The organism is Streptomyces achromogenes subsp. achromogenes, assembly GCF_000720835.1.
Classification (GTDB): Bacteria; Actinomycetota; Actinomycetes; order Streptomycetales; family Streptomycetaceae; genus Streptomyces; species Streptomyces achromogenes.
Window position 1 is genome coordinate 171,286 of sequence record NZ_JODT01000017.1, and the last position, 18,212, is coordinate 189,497.

General features: G+C 74.1%; 15 protein-coding genes. 7 read left to right on the top strand and 8 right to left on the bottom strand.

From position 1 onward, the window contains the following. Nucleotides 1-132: 132 nt before the first annotated feature. Nucleotides 133-612, bottom strand: a complete 480-nt coding sequence (locus tag IH25_RS0118635; protein ID WP_209445331.1) for an ATP-binding protein — start codon at nucleotides 610-612, stop codon at nucleotides 133-135. Between the two features lie 52 nt (nucleotides 613-664). Beyond that, a complete protein-coding gene (locus tag IH25_RS0118640) occupies nucleotides 665-1,387 on the bottom strand; it encodes an FAD binding domain-containing protein (RefSeq protein WP_030611186.1) in 723 nt (240 codons plus the stop codon). A 328-nt stretch (nucleotides 1,388-1,715) separates the two neighbouring features. On the opposite strand from IH25_RS0118640, the gene IH25_RS0118645 reads away from it, so the two are divergent. Next, nucleotides 1,716-2,135: a RidA family protein gene (locus tag IH25_RS0118645; protein ID WP_030611187.1), complete on the top strand. Its 420-nt coding sequence runs from the start codon at nucleotides 1,716-1,718 to the stop codon at nucleotides 2,133-2,135. A gap of 361 nt (nucleotides 2,136-2,496) precedes the next feature. Here IH25_RS0118645 and IH25_RS0118650 read toward each other — a convergent pair whose 3' ends face one another. Further along, nucleotides 2,497-4,680, bottom strand: coding sequence for an MMPL family transporter (locus tag IH25_RS0118650; RefSeq protein ID WP_030611189.1), 2,184 nt, complete (start codon nucleotides 4,678-4,680; stop codon nucleotides 2,497-2,499). A gap of 292 nt (nucleotides 4,681-4,972) precedes the next feature. On the opposite strand from IH25_RS0118650, the gene IH25_RS0118655 reads away from it, so the two are divergent. Beyond that, the gene (locus IH25_RS0118655) at nucleotides 4,973-5,794 is read left to right on the top strand and encodes a DUF1684 domain-containing protein (RefSeq protein WP_030611191.1); all 822 of its coding nucleotides are present in this window, start codon (nucleotides 4,973-4,975) and stop codon (nucleotides 5,792-5,794) included. A gap of 447 nt (nucleotides 5,795-6,241) precedes the next feature. Continuing rightward, the gene (locus IH25_RS0118660; protein WP_030611194.1) at nucleotides 6,242-7,042 is read left to right on the top strand and encodes an alpha/beta fold hydrolase; all 801 of its coding nucleotides are present in this window, start codon (nucleotides 6,242-6,244) and stop codon (nucleotides 7,040-7,042) included. Between the two features lie 68 nt (nucleotides 7,043-7,110). On the opposite strand, the gene IH25_RS0118665 is transcribed toward IH25_RS0118660, so the two are convergent. Then, on the bottom strand, nucleotides 7,111-7,773 hold the full coding sequence (locus IH25_RS0118665) for a ScbR family autoregulator-binding transcription factor (RefSeq protein WP_030611197.1): 663 nt from the start codon (nucleotides 7,771-7,773) through the stop codon (nucleotides 7,111-7,113). A 148-nt stretch (nucleotides 7,774-7,921) separates the two neighbouring features. On the opposite strand from IH25_RS0118665, the gene IH25_RS0118670 reads away from it, so the two are divergent. Together IH25_RS0118670 and IH25_RS0118675 are read left to right on the top strand one after the other, a co-directional pair. Continuing rightward, nucleotides 7,922-9,331, top strand: a complete 1,410-nt coding sequence (locus tag IH25_RS0118670) for an MFS transporter (RefSeq protein WP_394298436.1) — start codon at nucleotides 7,922-7,924, stop codon at nucleotides 9,329-9,331. Beyond that, nucleotides 9,258-10,025: a DUF1206 domain-containing protein gene (locus tag IH25_RS0118675; protein ID WP_209445332.1), complete on the top strand. Its 768-nt coding sequence runs from the start codon at nucleotides 9,258-9,260 to the stop codon at nucleotides 10,023-10,025. The genes IH25_RS0118670 and IH25_RS0118675 overlap by 74 nt, the downstream gene beginning before the upstream one ends. Here IH25_RS0118675 and IH25_RS0118680 read toward each other — a convergent pair. Together IH25_RS0118680 and IH25_RS0118685 are read right to left on the bottom strand one after the other, a co-directional pair. Continuing rightward, on the bottom strand, nucleotides 10,003-11,706 hold the full coding sequence (locus IH25_RS0118680; protein WP_209445333.1) for an LCP family protein: 1,704 nt from the start codon (nucleotides 11,704-11,706) through the stop codon (nucleotides 10,003-10,005). The genes IH25_RS0118675 and IH25_RS0118680 overlap by 23 nt on opposite strands. A 194-nt stretch (nucleotides 11,707-11,900) precedes the next feature. Further along, nucleotides 11,901-12,920: an urea transporter gene (locus IH25_RS0118685; protein WP_245172820.1), complete on the bottom strand. Its 1,020-nt coding sequence runs from the start codon at nucleotides 12,918-12,920 to the stop codon at nucleotides 11,901-11,903. A 436-nt stretch (nucleotides 12,921-13,356) separates the two neighbouring features. Between IH25_RS0118685 and IH25_RS0118690 the strand changes: the two genes are divergently transcribed. Together IH25_RS0118690 and IH25_RS0118695 are read left to right on the top strand one after the other, a co-directional pair. Next, nucleotides 13,357-13,710: an STAS domain-containing protein gene (locus IH25_RS0118690; protein WP_030611213.1), complete on the top strand. Its 354-nt coding sequence runs from the start codon at nucleotides 13,357-13,359 to the stop codon at nucleotides 13,708-13,710. A gap of 265 nt (nucleotides 13,711-13,975) precedes the next feature. Next, nucleotides 13,976-14,452 carry a GreA/GreB family elongation factor gene (locus tag IH25_RS0118695; protein WP_030611216.1) on the top strand — a complete coding sequence of 159 codons (477 nt, stop codon included), beginning with the start codon at nucleotides 13,976-13,978 and terminating at the stop codon, nucleotides 14,450-14,452. Nucleotides 14,453-14,466: 14 nt separating this feature from the next. On the opposite strand, the gene IH25_RS0118700 is transcribed toward IH25_RS0118695, so the two are convergent. Both IH25_RS0118700 and IH25_RS0118705 read right to left on the bottom strand, forming a co-directional pair. Continuing rightward, complete coding sequence (locus tag IH25_RS0118700; protein WP_030611219.1) at nucleotides 14,467-16,992, bottom strand: ATP-dependent Clp protease ATP-binding subunit; 2,526 nt, start codon at nucleotides 16,990-16,992, stop codon at nucleotides 14,467-14,469. Nucleotides 16,993-17,840: 848 nt separating this feature from the next. Continuing rightward, nucleotides 17,841-18,212, bottom strand: coding sequence for an NUDIX hydrolase (locus IH25_RS0118705; protein WP_030611222.1), 372 nt, complete (start codon nucleotides 18,210-18,212; stop codon nucleotides 17,841-17,843).

Here is an 18,212-nt window from a genome sequence, read left to right on the forward strand (position 1 = left end):
GGGGCCGCCCCCTTCCAGGGGTATCCCGCCGGGCGCCGAAACCGGAACCCCGTGCCGATCTTGTACTTTCCGTGCCCGGGCGCTCTGGCGACCGGCCGCGACACGGCAGCGGCGGATGGTCTTACGGCCGGCTCAGGGGCGTACGTCGAAGCCGCCCCGGCCGTCGAACCGCACCTCGTACACCGCGTCGAACCCGTCCGCCACCGAGGGCCGGCGCAGTCGCTCGAGGGTGGCCAGGACGCCGACGTCGGGGACCCGGGCGCGGCCCTCGCGGGCGGCGTTGCGGCGCAGGGAGCCCGGCACGTCCGGCGGGAACCAGTAGGCCGTGACGGTGGCCCCGAGGGCCCGGGCCGCCGCCACCAGCGGGGCCCACTCCTGCGGCGACGGGTTGGTGTTGTCCACGGCCACGGGCCGGCCCGCCGCCAGGTGTTCCGCGACCAGCCGCATCTGCCGGGCCTGCTTGTTCCTCGCCCCGCGCGGGAACAGGTCCTTGCCGACCAGCTCGTACCGGTCCGACAGGCACCGCGCGTAGAACGTGGACTTCCCGGAGGCCTGCAGCCCGACCAGCACCGCCAGATCCGCCTGTGTCGCCAGGTCCGCCCGTGTCGCCATACCGCCACTGTGGCACGCCGCCGGCCCCGCGCCACCGCCTCCGGGACGCGCCTCAGTTCTGCCCGCTGCCTTCCAGCAGGCCGGTGACCTGTGGGCGGACGGCCTCCCACGCGGTGGCCGGCAGGTCACCGAGGGCCGTGTCGCGCAGGGCGTCGAGGGCGTCCTCGGCACCGGTGTCGCACCGGGTGGTGCCGGTCAGTACGTCGTAGCCGTCCCGTACGGCGACGCGCAGGCGGCGCCGCTCACCGTCCTCGGTGTGCAGGGCCGAGGCCACGACGAGGGGCGGCTGTCCGCCGGGCTCGGCGGGCAGCTTGCGGTAGGCCGAGGCGAGGGGCGTGCGCCAGCGCAGACCGAGCAGCACGGGACGTTTGGCGACCACCTCCGCCAGGTCCGCCTCGCGGACGCCGTCGGGCTCCAGGACCGTGGCCCGGGCGTCCAGGGCGAGGGCGGGCGGCAGCAGACAGCGCAGCGTGCTGCCGACGATGTTGCCGCCGACCGTCGCGGTCCGCCGCACGGCGCCGGTGCCGATCGTGGCGGCGGCCAGCCGCAGGACGTCCGGCACGGTCGCGTCGATCCGGTGCAGCAGCACGGCGCCGCCCAGGGTCTCCCGCCCGGCGGCGTTCGCCTCGGGCACCTCCCGCAGCGACACCGCGAGTGCGGGGAATCCGTCGCGCTGCCAGGTCGCCCAGACGAGCGTCGCCCCGCCGATCGGCACGGCCCCGTCGGCGAGGCACTGCTGGGCTTCCGGTACGGACGTGGGCAGACGCAACAGCACAGCGGCCGACCTGCCTTTCTGGGCTCGGGACGCGGGACGTCCTGGGGCTCGGGACGGGGGGCGTACGGCGGGCGGCCACCTGCCCGCCGACAGCGCAGTCTTCTCGCGCGGCGGGGGGCGCGTACAGGGCTCACACGAGCATGTGGCACGCGTTCACGCGGCACCGGCCGGCCGCCGGAACGGAGGGAGCAGGCGTCCGTCGGGGAGCGTGGAATGGCCGGTGACCGGCGGGTGTTGGGGAGGCGGGAGGCGACCGCCGCCCTCGTACCGCGTGCGGCGTACCCCTCTGTGCCGGGGCGGCCGTGCCCGACGGAAGGAAGCCCCATCCATGGCCCGCGACGTGCGCACCATCACCAACCCGGCCACCCTGCACGATCCGACCCCGTTCGGCTACAGCCACGCCGTCTCGGCGCCCGGTGCGCTCGTCTTCATCGCGGGCCAGTACGCCTCCGACGCCACCGGCGCCCCGGTGCCCGGTGACTTCGCCACACAGGTCGAGCTGGCCTTCGACCGGTTGCGGCTGGCCCTGGAGGCGGAGGGGCTCGGGTACGAACACGTCGTCCGGCTCGGCACGTTCGTCGTCGACCACGACGCCGCGAAGCTGGAGGTCCTCGGCAAGGCCCTGCCCGCGCGCTTCGGGGACCGGCTGCCGGCCCAGACACTGAGCGGCGTGGCCTCCCTCGCGCTGCCCGGCATGCTGTTCGAGGTCGACGCGATCGCCGTCCGGCCGACCGCGGCGGGGGTGTGACGGGCGCCCGCCCGCATCACTTCGTTCCGCTCGTCGCCGTAGGCCCCCGGGCGGACCGTAGGCCCCCGCGCCGGTGGGACGAGCCGTGGCCGACGGCTACGACCCGAGCGGCGACCCGCGACGCCCGGAACCGGGTCCGAGGGCACCTCCGTACGGGCCGTCAGGGCACGGCCCGCCGAAACCGCCGCACCCGAACGCCCCGCCCCGGCCTGCCCGCCTCGCCCTACCGCGCCCCCGCCACCGTCACTCCCCGGCCGCCGCCGTCACCGGTGACCGGTCGGGCGGCAGCATGCACGCGGCATGAAAAAAGTCCTGCCGGGCCAAGCGGCCCGGCAGGACTCGTCTCTCGTCGCGGTTGCCGCTAGCCGCGGCGGCCCGCCGGATCGTGGGCGGTGGTGTCCCGGTCCTCGGCGTGCCGGACCGTGCCGGAACCGGCGGCCCCGGCACCCGGCGTCTTGGCCCGGTCCCCGTGGCCCGGCCACCACGCGGCATGGCCGATCAGGGCCGTGAGGCTCGGGGTGAAGAACATCGCCATGACGAACGCGGCCACCACGATGCCGAAGGAGACCGCGAAGCCCATCTCCGACAGCAGCGAGTTGCCCGCCAGCATCATCGTGGCGAAGGTCGCCGCCAGGATGAAGCCCGCCGCGGCCACGGTCGGCCCGGCGTGCCGGAGGGCCATGCCGGCCGCCTCGCGCGGATTCCGGCCCTCGCGGGCCTCCTCACGCAGCCGGGCGATCATGAGGATGTTGTAGTCGGTGCCGATCGCGACCACGAAGAGGTACATGATCACCGGCAGCATGAACATCAGACCCGAGTGACCCTGTGCGTCCTGGAAGATCCACACGGTGGCGCCGAGGGTGGCGCCGAAGCCGAGGCCCACGGAGGCGATCAGGTACCAGGGGGCGACCACACTGCGCAGCAGCAGCCCCAGGATGATCATGATGAGGAGTGCGGCGACCGGGAAGACCGTCCGGTAGTCGTGGTTGACCGCCGCGTCGATGTCCTTGTAGATCGAGGACATGCCTCCGACGACCGCCTCGGTGCCGTCGGGCGCCGCCGAGTGGGCGACGTCGCGGACCCGGCCCACGGCGTCGATCGCCTTGTCCGTCGACGCCTCGTACTTCAGCGTGACGGTGAAGTCGGCGGTGGTGCCCTCCTTGTTGAGCTGGGTCATACGGGCGCTGGCGACGCCGTCCACCTCGCCCAGCTTCCGCGCGTACTCCTTGAACCGGGACCCGTCCAGCTGCTTGCCGTCGGTGCTGGACAGATAGACGTCGGTGGGGGCCGCGGCGCCCGCCGAGTACGCCTTCTGCATCTCGTCCTGGACGACCATGGACTCCTTGGTCTTGGGCATGGAGCCCGAGGCCAGGTCGAAGGTGGCCTTGTAGCCGAGGGTGCCGATGGACAGGACCAGCAGGACGAGCCCGGAGACGATGGCGGTCAGCGCCGGGCGGCGCTGGACACCGCGGCCGAGGGCGGCGAAGCGGGCGTTCTGCGGCTCCTTCTGCCAGGACTTCGACGGCCAGAAGACCTTGGGCCCGATCAGCGAGACCACGGCGGGGATCAGGGTCAGGCCGGCGACCAGGGTGGCGCCGACCGCGATGGCGAGCGCCGGGCCCATCTGCTTCAGGAAGCCCAGCGTGGACAGCACCAGGGCGAGGAAGGCGATGATGACCGCTCCGGCCGCCGAGGCGATGGCCTCGCCGACCCGGTCCACCGCGTTGATCATGGCCTGTTTGGGTTCGTCCCCGGCGCGCAGACTCTCGCGGTAGCGGAAGATCAGGAACAGGAAGTAGTCGGTGCCGACGCCGAACAGCACGACGATGAGGATCGAGGAGATCGAGCTGTTGGCCTGGAGGCCGAACAGCTTGGTGGCGTAGGCGATCAGGCCGTTGGCGACGGCGGACACCAGGCCGATCAGCACCAGGGGCAGTACGGCGAGAATCGGCGCCCGGAAGATGATCAGCAGGGTCACCAGGATGATGACGAAGGTGCCGATACCGATCAGCGCCTCACCGCGCTTGGACGAGTCCTGCTGGTCGAGTGCCTGCGCCGCGGAACCGCCGAGCTTGACGTCGAGATGCGTGCCCTTGGCCAGTTCCTTGGCCTGTTCGCGCAACTCCTTCGCCGCGTCGGCCTGTTTGGGCTGACCGGCGTTCTTGCTGTCCATCTGCACCAGGGTCATGGTGTACTTGCCGTCCTTCGACGGCGGGCCGGGGACGACCTTCTGGACCTGGTCGATGTGCTTCTTGCCCAGCTCGGTGGTGATCCGGGCGACATCCTTCTGGTCGGCGGCGGTGAGCTTGCCGCCGTCGGTGCGCTGGTAGAGCGCGATCGCGGACGGGGTGAAGGCGCTGGGGAACGCCTTCTGCTGGAGATCCGCCGCTTTGATGGACTCGTAACTCTTGGGTAGGAAACTGCTCTCGTCACTGTTCGAGGGCAGGCTCGGGGCGGTGGCGACTATCGCCACCGCGGCGATCAGCCACGCCACGATCGTCCAAATGGGATGACGGACGACGGCGTTGCCTATTCGTCGGAACATGCGGAGGGTCCTCCTGGGAAGGAAGATCACCGCAGCCCGGGGAGCGGTCCCTGGCATCGGCGACCCCGACCGGCACGCATGGAACGGGCCGGTCGCATGGTTGTCTTGGTGACACATCCTAGTGACCGGCCGCACAGATCCCCTCATCGGACGGCCCCGGCCCGGGGCAGAACGGTCGAAGTGCCGGTATATGCCCCTGACATACGGTGCCGTGGCCGGGATGAACGGCCGGGGCGCGGTCGTTGAAGCGGACGCGGGACTCGACCGGCAACACCGACGTGAGGGAGTGGACATGACCGTCCAGGACATCGACCGGTTGGCCTTCGTCAAGGAGTGGGAGGAGTGGCACCGGGCCAAGGAGGAGGTGCTGGCCGGACCGCACGGCTTCCTCGCCATCACCGGCCTGCACTGGCTGGGCCCGGAACCGGCCCGGTTCGACGACGCCCCCGGCGTATGGTCGGCGACCGGGGACGGAGTGGTGGTCGAACTGGCCGAGGGCGAGGAGCTGACCGTGAACGGCACGGTGGTGCGCGGCCGGTACGCGTTCGGGGCCGTCCCCGAGCGGGAGAGCCGGTACGCCGACTGGGGTGAGGCCCGGCTCGAAGTCGCCCGGCGCGGCGGCCACGACATCCTGCGGCCCCGCCACCCCGGCAACCCGCTGCGCACCGCGTTCCGTCACACCCCCGTCTACGCCCCGGACCCGCGCTGGGTCGTCACCGGCCGTTTCCTGCCCTACGACGAACCGCGGCCGGTCACCGTCGGCGCCGCCGTGGAGGGGCTGGAGCACGTCTACGACTCCCCCGGCGAGGTCGAGTTCGAGCTGGCCGGCGCGCGGCACCGGCTCACCGCGTTCAACGGCAGCGGTCCCGGCGGTCTCATGGTGCTCTTCACGGACGCCACCTCGGGCGTGACGACGTACGCGGCGAACCGCTCGCTGTACATCGATGCGCCGGGCCCCGACGGTACGGTCACGCTCGACTTCAACCGCGCCGGGAACCTGCCGTGCGCCTACACCGACCTGGCGACCTGCCCGCTCCCGCCCGCCGAGAACCGGCTGCCGGTGGCGGTGGAGGCCGGCGAGCGCATCCCGCTGGAACGCGGCGGACAGCCGTGAAGCGGGCGGACACCTGGTGAGGGACCGGCTGGGACAGGGGGTCCCGCCGCCGGGCCGGAGGTGACGAGCGGAGGGACCCACCACCCAGTCGGGACTGCCGAACGGGGCCCGCCGCTTGGCCGGGGCTGACGCACCGGGCGTCCCACCGCCCGGCCGGGCCGGGCGAAGGGGAGACCCTGCGCCCGGCCCGGAGCGACGAGCGGAAGGCCCCACTGCCCGGCCCGCACTGACCGGCGCCCCACCGCCCGGCCGGAGACCGACCAACCCAGAACCTGCCGCCCGGCCGGAGCCACCAACCCACAACCCACCGCCAGACCGGAGCCACCAACCCGAAACTCACCGCCCGGCCGGAGACCGACCGGCCCGGACCCCACCGCCATGCCCGAGTGACAAGCAGGGCCGGCCGGCGGGTCGGAGTGGTGAACGGCGGTGTGGAAGGAGCCTGTTGTGGAGTGGGCGGAGCGGGTGGTGGTCCGGGGCGGGGTCCGGCTGGTCTGCCGGGACGTGGGCGGTCCGGGGCCCGCCGTGGTGCTGTTGCACGGGCTGGCCGGCCACGCCGGTGAATGGGACGCCCTGGCGGAGAGGCTGTCGGGACGGCACCGGGTGGTGGCGGTCGACCAGCGCGGGCACGGCGCGAGCGAGCGGCGCCCCGGCGATGTCTCGCGCGCGGCCTTCGTGGCGGACGTGGTGGCGGTCGCCGCGCGGCTGGGGCTGGACCGGCCCGTGCTGGTCGGGCAGTCGCTGGGCGGTCACACGGCGCTGCTGACCGCCGCCGCCCACCCCGGGCTGGTCCGCGCGCTCGTCCTGGTCGAGGCCGCACCCCGCGACCCCGACCCCCGCGCCCCCCTGACCATCGGTGCGTGGCTGGACTCGTGGCCGGTGCCGTTCCCCTCCCGCGCGGCGGCGGTCTCCTTCTTCGGCGGTGGCCCGGTGGGCGAGGGCTGGGCGGCCGGCCTGGAGCGCCACGCGGACGGCTGGCGCCCCCGGTTCGACCGGGACGTGATGGTCGCCGCGCTGGCGCAGACCGCCCGGCGTTCCGCCCTGCCCGCGTGGCGGCGGGTCGGCTGTCCCACCCTGGCCGTATTCGCCCGGTCGAGCCTGATCCCGGGGGCGGACATCGACGCGATGCTCGCGCGGCGGCCGCCGACCGTGGCGGTGAGCGTCCCCGGCACCGGGCACGATCTGCACATGGAACGGCCGGAGATCCTGCACGAGCTGCTGGAGGGGTTCCTCGCCGGCCTCGGGTGACGGGTGTGCCGAGCCGGGCCCCGGAACAAACCATCCATATGGTTTGCCAGGCGGGGCGCGCGGCTGGGTCAGCAGGCGATGCCCGCCAGGTCCCCGGACCGCCGCCGGGCCTCGGCGATCACCCGGGCGCCGCGGTCGGGCGCGGTGTCCAGCCGGGTGAGGACGGGCGGGGCCGCGATCGCGGCGAGGAGGTGGCTGTACAGCGCGGCCGTGCGGTCGTCCAGGTCCGCCCAGTCGGCCATGGTCTGCGAGACGAACTGCGCGCCCACCCAGGCGCCGAGGAACACCTGGGCGGTTTCCTCGGGCACCACGTGCGGCAGCACCTCGCCCCGCTTCTTGGCCTCGGTGAGCACGTGCGAGGTCAGCCGTGCCCAGGCCGGCCAGGCGCTGCCGAGCACGTCACGGCCGGGCCGGTCGGCGGAGATCCGGACGCCGGCGAGCAGGAAGGGTTCCCGGGGCAGCCGCCTGGCCAGGGTCATGCCCGCGTCCACCCACTCCTGTAACTTCAGCTCGCGCGGCAGGTGGTACTGGGGCGTCAGCTGTTCCTGTAACACCCCTTGGGCGAGGGCCGCCTTGGAGTCGAAGTGGAAGTACAGGGCGCCCTTGGTCACTCCGGCCCGCTTGAGGATCTCGGAGATGGTGGCGGCCGCGTAGCCGCGCTCGGCGAAGACCGCTGCCGCGGCCCGCAGCACGGCGCCCCGGGTCCGGACAGCTCGGTCCTGCTGAGCCACACACCCTCCCCGGTCGGAAACCAAACCAAACAGTACGTACTGTACCGCACGGTGGGTCAACACCACGGCGGCCGACGGCCGTTGGGGGCGGGCCCGGGGCCGGCGAATCCGGTTGCGGCGGGGCGGGTGGGCCGGGTGGGGTACCGCCATGGAACGTGTCACCCGACAGGCGCGGCGGGCCGGGGCGGAGGCGGCGCGCGGGGTCACGGCGCGGCCGGCGCCCTGGCGCCGGGCGGCCGTGCTCGCGGCCCTGATGCTGGCCGCCTTCACCCTCAACACGGTGGAGAGCCTGCCGGTCGGCCTGCTGGAGCCCGTCGCCACGGGCCTGGGGGTGTCCGTACCGGCGGCCGGTCTCCTGGTCACCGGATACGGCATGACGGTGGCCGTCGCCTCCGTGCCGCTCGCCCATGCCCTGCGGTCGGTGCCCCGGCGCCATGTGCTCGCGGGGCTGCTGACCGCGCTGGTCGTCTCCAGCGTGGTCTCGGCGCTGGCGCCCTCCTCCGGCGTCCTGCTCGCCGGGCGGCTTACGGCCGCCCTCGCGCAGGCACTCTTCTGGGCCGTGATGGGGCCGGTCGCGGTAGGCCTGTTCGCCCCGGAGGTGCGCGGGCGGGTGGTCGGGGCGCTGTCCGTGGCCGGCTCGCTCGCCCTGGTGCTCGGCGTTCCGGCGGCGGCCTGGCTGGGCCGGCTGGGCGGCTGGCGGCTGCCGTTCGCGCTGCCGGCCGTGCCGGGGCTGGTCTGCCTGCTGACGATCGCCGCCCTGCTGCCGGTCTCGCGCCCGGAGGAGGAGCCCGCCGCCTACGGGGCCGGGCCCGACGCCCGCCGGTTCAAGGCCGTCCTGGCCGCGGGGTTCCTCTCCGCCACCGGCGCGTTCGCGGGATACACGTACCTCGTGGCGTTCCTGGACCGGGTGAGCGGTTTCGCCCCGGCCGCGGTCGGTGTGCTGCTCTCGGTCTTCGGTGCCGCGTGCCTGGCCGGGGTGGGCATCACCGCCGTGGCGCTGGACCGCTTCCCACGCCCGGCGCTCACCGCCGCCGTGACCGTGCAGACGGTGGGCATGCTCGGCCTGTACGCGGCCGGTGACCGGCCCGCGGCGGCGGTGCTGTTCCTGGTGCTGACCGGCGGGGCGCTCGGCCCGGTGTTCATGGCCGCCCAGCACGCGATGCTGGACTGTGCCCCGGGCCGTACGGACCTCGCGCTCGCGGCGAACTCCGGCTGCTACAACGCCGGGATCGCGGCCGGGGCCGCGCTGGGGGCGCTGATCCTGTCGCACGCCGGCCCGCGGGGCGTCTTCCTCGCCGGCGGGCTGCTGACCGCGAGTGCCGGTGTGGTGCTGCTCGGCGGGCAGGTGTCGGGGCGGAACGCGGGGGCACCGGCGGTGTATGGACGTACTACGCTCTTCGGCCCGGGCCGCGGACAGCAGACCCATGGCCGTGGCGGCCCGGGCCGGTTTCGCGGCGCGTGGCCTGCTCTACGTACTGGTCGCGGTGATCGCACTGCGCATCGCTCTGGGGGGTGCCGGCGGCGAGCGGCAGGCCGACCGGGGCGGCGCGCTCGGTGAGCTGGCCGGGCGGCCGTTCGGGGTGGCACTGCTGTGGATCGTGGGCATCGCACTGGCCGGGCTGGCCGTGTGGCGGCTGTCGGAGGCGGTGTTCGGCGCCTCGGGCCCCGACGGTTCCAAGGTCCGCCGGCGGGTGGCGGCCCTGTTCCGTTGCCTGTTCTACGGTTTCGTCTCGTACTCGGTGCTCGCCTACGCGGCCGGGGACCGGGGCAGCGGCAGCGGCTCGTCCGACCGGCAGACCGACGATGTGACCGCCCGGGTGCTGGAGTGGCCCGCCGGGCAGTGGCTCCTCGGTCTCGCCGGGGCCGGCGTGGTGGTCGCCGGGGTGTGGATCTCGGTGCGGGCCATCCGCCGGAAGTTCCTGAAGGAGCTGCGGACCGAGGCGCTGTCCGCGCGGGCCCGGCCGGCGGTGGAGGCCCTCGGGGTGACCGGGGGCACGGCTCGTGGCGTCGTGTTCGCCGCGGCCGGTGTGTTCGCCGTCGTCGCGGCGGTACGGCATCAGCCGGGCCGGGCGAAGGGCATGGACGACACCCTGCGCGCGTTCCGGGACCTGCCGGCCGGGCCGTGGCTGCTCGCGCTGGTCGCGCTGGGTCTGGCCGCGTTCGGCCTCTTCTGCTGGTGCGACGCCCGCTGGCGCAGGGTCGGGCTCGCCGCCCGGCCGGCCGAGCCGGTCAGCCGTCGGAGTCGGACCTGACGTCGGAGTCGGGCCTGCCACGGGCCGCGGTGTACGCCTGGGCCGGGGTCATGGCGACGCCGTCGAGTGTGACCGTCTTGTAGGGGCTCACCTTGGCGCAGGTCTTGCCCTGGTCGGCGGTGGAGGCGTGGGCGCCGCCGACGGCGGCCTTGGGGCCGGCGGGCGCCGGGGCGGCGGTGGCCGTCCCCGGGTAGTGGTTCCCGCTGGGCCAGTCACTGCCGACGACCAGCGTCAGGCCGGTTCCGGTGCCCTGCTCCAGGCGGGCGGACGGCAGGCCGAGCGCGCGGGCGACGGTCCGGGCGGCGGCCTCGTGGCCGGGGCCGTAGGTGAGGGTGGTGGTGGTCGCGGGGCCGGACGCGTTGCCGGTGGTGGCGGAGCGGAAGCCCTGGTCGGTGAGGGCGTCGGCGAGGGCCCGGGCGCGGCCGGTGATGCCGGTGCCGTTCCGCACGGTCACCGCGATCCGCCCGGCGGGCTCGGCGCTCGCGGCGGCCCGGGCGGTGGACCCGGGGTGCGCGCCGTTGCCGGTGGTCAGCGGCCGGTCGTCGGCGATGGCGGCGAAGAGGGACGCGGCCCCGGGAGCGGCCACCACCCGGTCGTGGTCGGCCGGGTCGGGGGCGGTCTGCATGGTCGCGAAGGTGATCCGCCGGGCGGGCACCTTGTTGACGTCGGCCGCGAGCCCGATCAGCTTCTTGACGCTGCCCAGGCCGTCGTCCACGGTCAGCGCCTTGGTGGCGGCGTCGGCGAGCCGGTAGACCGCGGTGGGGTCGGTGAGCGTGCCCGCGCTCTTGAACTTGCGGATCATCGCGCTGAGGAAGATGTGCTGAGCGACGGTGCGGCCGAGGTCGCTGCCGTCGCCGAAGCCGTGCCGGGAGCGCACGAACTCCAGCGCGGCGACGCCCTTGAGGGTGTGGGTGCCCCGGGACAGTTTCAGATGGGAGTAGGTGTCGTAGACATCGTCGCTGACGCATACGGAGACGCCGCCGACCGCGTCGGACATCTTGACCACGCCGGAGAAGTCGAGTTCGACGAAGTGGTCGACGGGGATGCCGGTGAGCCGGTGGACGGTGGCCACCTGGCAGCCGGGCCCGTACCGCAGGGCGCTGTTGACCTGGCCGTAGTAGCCGGTCGTGGCCCGGCCGGTCGCGCCGTCCCGGCAGGCCGGCACCCGGGTCATGGTGTCGCGGGGGATGCTCAGCACGGTGGCGTTGGAGCGGTCGGCGGAGATGTGCAGCACCATCTGCACATCGGCGTTGGCGCCGGTCTGCACGCCGGTGCGTGAGCAGCCGCCGCCGAGCCGGCAGTCCGTCGTGCTGGTCCGTCCGTCGGAGCCCATGACCAGGATGTTCAGGGGGGTGCGGCCGAAGGCGTCGGCCTTCTCGGTGCCGCCCTTGCCGTCCAGTGAGACGCTGTGCAGGTTGCCGTCCAGGTGCCGGTAGAACAGCCAGCCCGCCCCGGCGGTGAGCACGACGATCAGGGACAGGGTGATCGCGGCGGTCCGCAGCAGCCGCCTGCCGCGGCCAGCCGGACGCGCCTCGCCGGGCCGCCGGCCGGCGCGTGCGCCCACCGCGCCCCGGCCGCCCGGGGAACCCGCCCGGTCCGGCCCGGCCGTGCGCGGGCGGGGCACCCGGGCGCCCCGGCTGCGGGTGCCCCGGCCGGCCGGTCCGTCCCACGGGTCGGTCATCTTCCACTCCCCCGAACGGTCGGGCCTGCGCGATCTTGATTGCGTGGTTGCGCAATGTAGCAAAACCACGCCCGGGACCGTACGGGCCCGTACACGACGCACCGCCCGGACGGCACATCGCGGTGCCCGGTCCGGCTGGGCAGCGGGGAGTCTACGGGCCCGGGCCGGGCGCCCGGCGCCGCCGCTCCGGCGGCCTACGCGGTCCGTGCCGGCGCGCCGGGCCGCTGCGGGCGTGCCTCGTCCGGGGCGGGGGTCCGGCCGGTCGGCCGGGGGAAGGAGCGGGCGGCGGCCAGGAAGCAGAGGGTCGTCAGCACGAACGGCCAGGTGAACGGCCGGCCGCCGGAGGGGGCGAGCAGATGGGCGACGGCCGGGGTCACGGCGGTCGCCGTGGCGGCGCCGAGCAGCGCGTACAGCAGGGTGACCGGGGCCGCCGCGAGGAACACGCCGCCCAGGGCGACGGCGACGAGCACCGCGTTGCAGCCCATGGTGCCGTCGGCGATACGGGCCGCCGGTGCGCCGAGCGCCCACGCGGTCAGGATGCCGGTGGCGCTGCCGGCGCAGGCCAGCAGGCCCGCCACCCGGTGGGCCAGGAACAGGCCCACGAGCAGCAGTGCCCCGGCGTACCACTGCTCCAGGAAGAAGACCTGGGAGATGTTGCGGAAGAAGGCCCGCCACAGGTCGTCCGGGTGCGGCCCGGTGGGTCCGGTGGCCGGCCCGGGGAGCGCGGCGAGGCCGGCACCGTGCGGCCGGACGCGCCGGAAGGCGGGCGCGGCGAGGGTGACGGCGCTCGCCAGCAGGCAGTACGGCAGGGTGAGCGGCGGCAGCCGCCACCCGTGCAGCAGCCGGACCACGGCGGCGGTGGCGACCGCGGTCACAGCGGAGCACGCGGCGGCGAGCAGCGCCGTGGACAGCCGGCCCGCGCCGAGGAACACCGCGCACCACAGGGCGACGAGGCAGGAGTTGTATCCCTCCAGCCCTTGCTCCACCCGGTCCCGGGCGACGTGCAGCAACCGCGCCGTGCCGGTGCCCAGGGCGGCCCCGCCGAGGGCGTAGCCGGCGTAACGCCAGTCGGCCGTGGCCAGGGCCAGGCAGAAGACGGCGCCGGTCCGCGCGTCGGCGAGGAACATCACCTGGGCCGGACCCCGCAGCAGCCACCTCCCGAAGCCCCCGCCCCGCTCCCGGCCCCACCACCGGACACCGTCCGTCCGCCGCACGATCCGCCCCCTCACCCATTCCCCCCACGATTCCGTAGTGCGGTAGGCAGTTTCCGGCATACGGTATCGACTTGTCGAGATGTCCTGCCTGGGCGGGGCGCGTTCAAGGGGGCGCGGCCGAGGGAGCCTCCTGGCCGCCCGCTCGCCCTCCCGGCGCCCGGTGACGTACGGCCGCGAGCACCAGGGCGTCGCGGGGCGCGAGGTCGCGTGGGAAAAGGGGCAACTCACGGCCGGGCCGCCGGATGCGCGCCGGAGCGGGACACGATGGGAGGCATCTTCCGCACGATCCGGGGCAGCCGCCCGCTGAAGCATGCGCGGGGCAAGGCCCGGCAGGCCCGTCGAGGGATGCCCGGGAGCGGGCCCGGCGAGGAGTGCGCGGGCCCAGGCCCCGGACCGGCGAGCGGAGACGAGGAAACACGTGGTGGACACGGCGGAGATGAACGAGCAGGCGGGACCGGAGCGGCTGTCCGTCTTCCGGTCCACCGTCGACGGGGTCACCGTTGTCACGGTGACCGGTGAGATCGACCACCAGACCTCGGGAGCGCTCCGGGACGCCCTCACCCCGGCGGACCCCGCGCCCGGGACCCGCACGGTCGCGGATCTCAGCGGTGTGCCGTTCATGGACTCCAGCGGCATCAACGTCCTCATCGCGGGACACCAGGCCCATCAGCCGACGGGCTGGCTACGGCTGGCGGGCGTCCGCCGGCCCGTTCTGCGCACCCTGGAGATCGTCGGTCTCACCCCGTTGATCGCCTGCTACCCGAGCGTCCATGACGCCCTGGAGGACTGAGGGGCCGCCGGGGTCGTCAGGACTGCGGGCGCCGCCCGTGGTTGGCGGGGTGGTTGCGGCGCGACTTCTTCTTGCGGCGTCGCTTCGAGGACATGGGAGCACCTCCCTCCGCGCCTTCCGCGGGCCGGTACCGGCCCGGAGATCGGAACAGCAGCACACTAACCCGGTATGTCCCTTCGTACACTCTGGGAGTGATTGATCCGCTTATGATGCGGGACGCCGGACTCTTCCTTCCGGTTACCCGTCCCGCCAAGGAGCAGACGTCATGACCGGTGATCCGGAGCCGATCAGCGCCCAGGCCCGCCGTGCGCTGGAGCAGGAGCTGGCCGATCTGCGGGACGAACGCTGGCTGGTCGCCGGAACGCTCCGGGAGTCCTCCGCGTCGGCCGGCGACCAGGCCGACCAGGCCGACCAGTTGCGGCGCGCCGACCAACTGGGGCGCCTGGACCGGCGGATCGAGGACATCACCGAGCGGCTGCGCGAAGCCGCGTCGGCCGGTCCCGCCCCGACCGACGTGGTGGGTGTGGGCAGCACGGTGACCGTCCGCTTCCCGGACGGCGAGACGGAGACGCTGCGGATCGGTGAGGTGGCCGAGGCGCTGGACCAGACGCTGGTCACCGCCGACAGCCCGCTCGGCCGGGCCCTGCTCGGCCGCCGGCCCGGGGACACCGTGCGCTACGACACCCCGGACGGGCCGGCGGCGGCGGTGCTGGTCTCGATCGGCGAGCCGCCTGCCTCCTGACGGGTCCCCGGCCGTCACCCGGCCGGTGCGGGGGCGGAGCCGGCGGCTGCCTCGGCCGTGCCGTGGCGCACCGAGCAGTGCAGTGAGTCGTTCCGCACGTCGGCGACGATGGTGTCCCCGGGTCCGGCCTCGCCGCCGAGCAGGAGGGTGGCGATGCGGTTGTCCAGTTCCGCCTGGATGGTGCGGCGCAGCGGGCGGGCCCCGAACTCCGGCTGGTGGCCGTGGGCGATGAGCAGCTTCTTGGCGCTCTCGGTGACCTCCAGGTCCAGGCCCTGGGCGCGCACCTTGTGCTTGCTCTGGTCGAGCAGGTGGTCCACGATCCGGCCCAGGTCGTCCTCGGTGAGGCCGTGGAAGATGATGATGTCGTCGATCCGGTTGAGGAACTCCGGCAGGAACCGGGCGCGCAGATCGTCCATCAACTCGCCCTTGAGGTCGGACACCTCGCCCTTGTGCTCCAGGATGCGGTGCGCGCCGATGTTGGACGTCATGATGACGACGCAGTGCCGGAAGTCGACGGTGCGGCCCTGGGCGTCGGTCAGCCGCCCGTCGTCCAGGATCTGGAGCAGGGTGTTGAAGACGTCGGGGTGCGCCTTCTCCACCTCGTCGAAGAGCACCACGCTGTAGGGCCGGCGGCGGACCTTCTCGGTGAGCTGGCCCGCCTCCTCGTAACCGACGTATCCGGGAGGCGCGCCGACCAGCCGGGCGACGGTGTGCTTCTCCTGGAACTCGCTCATGTCGAAACGGATCATGCGGTCGGCGCTGCCGAACAGCAGGGCCGCGAGGGTCTTGGCGAGTTCGGTCTTGCCGACACCGGTCGGGCCGAGGAAGAGGAACGAACCCACGGGGCGGTTCGGGTCGCCCATGCCGGCGCGGTTGCGGCGTACGGCCTGGGAGACGGCGGTGACGGCCTCGTCCTGGCCGACGATCCGCTCGTGCATCTCCTCTTCGAGCCGCAGCAGTTTCTCCTTCTCGCCGGCGGTGAGCTGGGAGACCGGGATGCCGGTGCGGCGGGAGACTACGTCGGCGATGTCGGAGGCCGTGACGGAGACGACGCCCTCGCGGCGCTCCTCGATGCCGGCCAGTTCGCCCTCCACCTCGGCGATCTGCCGCTTGATCTCCGACGCCTTCTCGAAGTCCTCGGCGGACACGGCCTGGTCGAGTTCCCGGCGCAGCTTGGCGATGTGGTCCTCGCGGCCGACGATCTCGGTGGAGCGCCCGGTGCCGCGCAGCCGTACCCGGGCGCCTGCCTGGTCCATCACGTCGATGGCCTTGTCGGGCAGGAAGCGGTCGCTGACGTACCGGTCGGAGAGTTCGGCCGCGGCGGCCAACGCTCCGTCCTCGAAGCGGACTTGGTGGTGTGCCTCGTAGGCGTCGCGCAGTCCTTCGAGGATCTGCACCGTCTCCTCGACGGTGGGTTCCGGGACCAGTACCGGCTGGAAGCGGCGTTCCAGGGCGGCGTCCTTCTCGATGTACCTGCGGTACTCGTCGATGGTGGTGGCGCCCACCACGTGCAGTTCGCCGCGGGCGAGGGCGGGCTTGAGCATGTTGCCCGCGTCCATGGCGCCCTCGCCGGTGGCTCCGGCGCCGACGACCGTGTGCAGTTCGTCGATGAACAGGATGATGTCGCCGCCGGCCGTCTGGACGTCCTCGATGACCTTCTTCAGCCGCTCCTCGAACTGCCCCCGGTACTGGGCGCCCGCGACCATGCCCGACAGGTCCAGGACGACGACCCGCTTGTCCTTCAGGGTGTCGGGGACCTCGCCGGCGACGATGCGCTGGGCGAGTCCCTCCACGATCGCGGTCTTGCCGACGCCCGGTTCGCCGATCAGCACGGGGTTGTTCTTGGAACGCCGCGAGAGGATCTCCACCGTCTGCTCGATCTCCTCGGCCCGCCCCACGACCGGGTCCAGCTTGCCGGCCTTGGCCTCTTCGGTGAGGTCTCGGCCGAACTCGTCCAGGGTGGTGGCCGGCCGGCCGCGCTCGGCGGGGGCCGCCTCGGAGCGCGGTGCCGTCTGTTCGGTGAGGCCGGCCAGCCGCCCCGCGTCCAGGCCCTCGGCCCGCAGCAGCCGGGTGGCACCGGTGTCGCCGTCGCCGATCAGGGCGCCGAGGATGTGCTCGGGGCCGATGTAGGACACGCCGGCGGCCTGCGACCGGACGTAGGCGGCGCGCAGCGTGCGCTTCGCCGCGGGCGTCAGGCCCGGTTGCGCGGAGGGCGTGCCGGACTCGCGGGGCAGCACCTTGGCCAGCTCGGCGGCGAGCGTGTCGGGCTCGACGCCCGCCTGGGAGAGCAGCCGGCGCGACGGTTCCACCCGGGTGGCCGCCCACAGCAGGTGTTCGGTGTCCAGGTCGGAGGTGCCGTCGGCGGCGGCCCGCTGCGCGGCCAGATTGAGCAGTTCCTGCGAGGATTCGGTCAGCAGCCGCCCGACGGGCACGCGCTGCACCGCTGGGGGCGATGACGCCGGCGACATACCGAAGAAACGGTTCAGTAGCTCGCTGAAGGGGTCCGACGAACCGAACGGTGCACCGAACGACATCGACATGACAGCTCCTGTCGCGCGTGGGGGCCGGCCCGTCCGCGGCGCATCTCCGCGAGCGGCGTCCGCGAGGGGAATCCGCGCTGTCGGCAACGCGAGGGACCCACGAGGGGTCCCTACATCACTGAAACCCCCGCCGGACGGCACCGCAAGTGGAGGGAGGGGGCGGGGCCGGCGCGGGCGGACGGGCATGACCGCCGGGGCGTTGCGCGACGGCCGCTGGACGGCGGGGGGCGTGCCGGCGCCGGGTCGCCGGGGGTCGTGCCGTAACCGACTTGCCGAGGTCGTGCCGTCGCCGGGCCGCCGGGCGGTCGTGTTGTAGCCGGCTTGCCGGGCGGTCGCGTGCCGTCGCACACCTGCCGGGACCGGCCGGAGCGGCGGGGGTCAGCACCGGGGTGGCTGTCACCACCGGGGCGTTCGTGACCGCGGGGTGGCTCGGCCGCCGGGGAGGGTTGATGGCTCAGGAGGCTTTGGTCGCAGGGCCGTTGGGCCGTGGCCGGAGGGCCGGGCAGCGGTTGCCGGAGGGCCGTTCAGTCGGGCGGCCGTGGCCGGAGGACCATGGGGCCGTGACCGGACAGCCCGGGTGACCGTGGTCGGAGGGCCGTTGGGCAGTGACCGGATAGCCGGGCGGCCTTGGTCAGAGGGCCGTGGGCCCGTGGCCGGAGGGCCGGGCCGCCGTGGTAGGAGGGCCGTTGGGCCGTGACCGGACAGCCCGGGTGGCCCTGGCCAGAGGGCCGTTGGGCCGTGACCGGACAGCCCGGGTGGCCCTGGCCAGAGGGCCGTTGGGCCGTGACCGGACAGCCCGGGTGGCGTGACCGGACAGCCCGGGCGACCGTGGTCGGAGGCCCGTGGGTTCAGATGGGGGGCGTGTGGCCCTCGAGGTAGTGGCGTACGGGGGCCGGCAGCGGGGTGTCGGCGGTCTCCTCCACCGATGCCCAGCGCAGGTGGTCCGGGGTGAGGCTGCCGCCGTCGGTCGGGGACTCGGTCAGCAGGCGGCACAGGATGGTCGTCCCGCCGTCGTCGTCCCCCGGGTCCAGTGCCTCGGTGCCGTCGACCAGGTAGCCGGTGAGCTCATAGACGACCCGCGCGGCGGTGGCCTGGGGTGTCTCGGCCGGCTGGGGGATGCCCGAGGGCAGCCCCCAGCCGGCCGGCTCCGGGACCAGCAGCAGCCGCCCGTCGGTCACCACGACCGCCCGCACCACGCCCTCGGCCCGCTCCGCTGTCAT

Bases quoted from the DNA above. Each gene is read 5' to 3' on its own strand.
- IH25_RS0118635 (WP_209445331.1), bottom strand. From the start codon at position 612: ATGGCGACACGGGCGGACCTGGCGACACAGGCGGATCTGGCGGTGCTG.
- IH25_RS0118645 (WP_030611187.1), top strand. From the start codon at position 1,716: ATGGCCCGCGACGTGCGCACCATCACCAACCCGGCCACCCTGCACGAT.
- IH25_RS0118700 (WP_030611219.1), bottom strand. From the start codon at position 16,992: ATGTCGATGTCGTTCGGTGCACCGTTCGGTTCGTCGGACCCCTTCAGC.
- IH25_RS0118670 (WP_394298436.1), top strand. From the start codon at position 7,922: ATGGAACGTGTCACCCGACAGGCGCGGCGGGCCGGGGCGGAGGCGGCG.
- IH25_RS0118690 (WP_030611213.1), top strand. From the start codon at position 13,357: ATGAACGAGCAGGCGGGACCGGAGCGGCTGTCCGTCTTCCGGTCCACC.
- IH25_RS0118655 (WP_030611191.1), top strand. From the start codon at position 4,973: ATGACCGTCCAGGACATCGACCGGTTGGCCTTCGTCAAGGAGTGGGAG.
- IH25_RS0118705 (WP_030611222.1), bottom strand. From the start codon at position 18,212: ATGACAGCGGAGCGGGCCGAGGGCGTGGTGCGGGCGGTCGTGGTGACC.
- IH25_RS0118680 (WP_209445333.1), bottom strand. From the start codon at position 11,706: ATGACCGACCCGTGGGACGGACCGGCCGGCCGGGGCACCCGCAGCCGG.
- IH25_RS0118695 (WP_030611216.1), top strand. From the start codon at position 13,976: ATGACCGGTGATCCGGAGCCGATCAGCGCCCAGGCCCGCCGTGCGCTG.
- IH25_RS0118650 (WP_030611189.1), bottom strand. From the start codon at position 4,680: ATGTTCCGACGAATAGGCAACGCCGTCGTCCGTCATCCCATTTGGACG.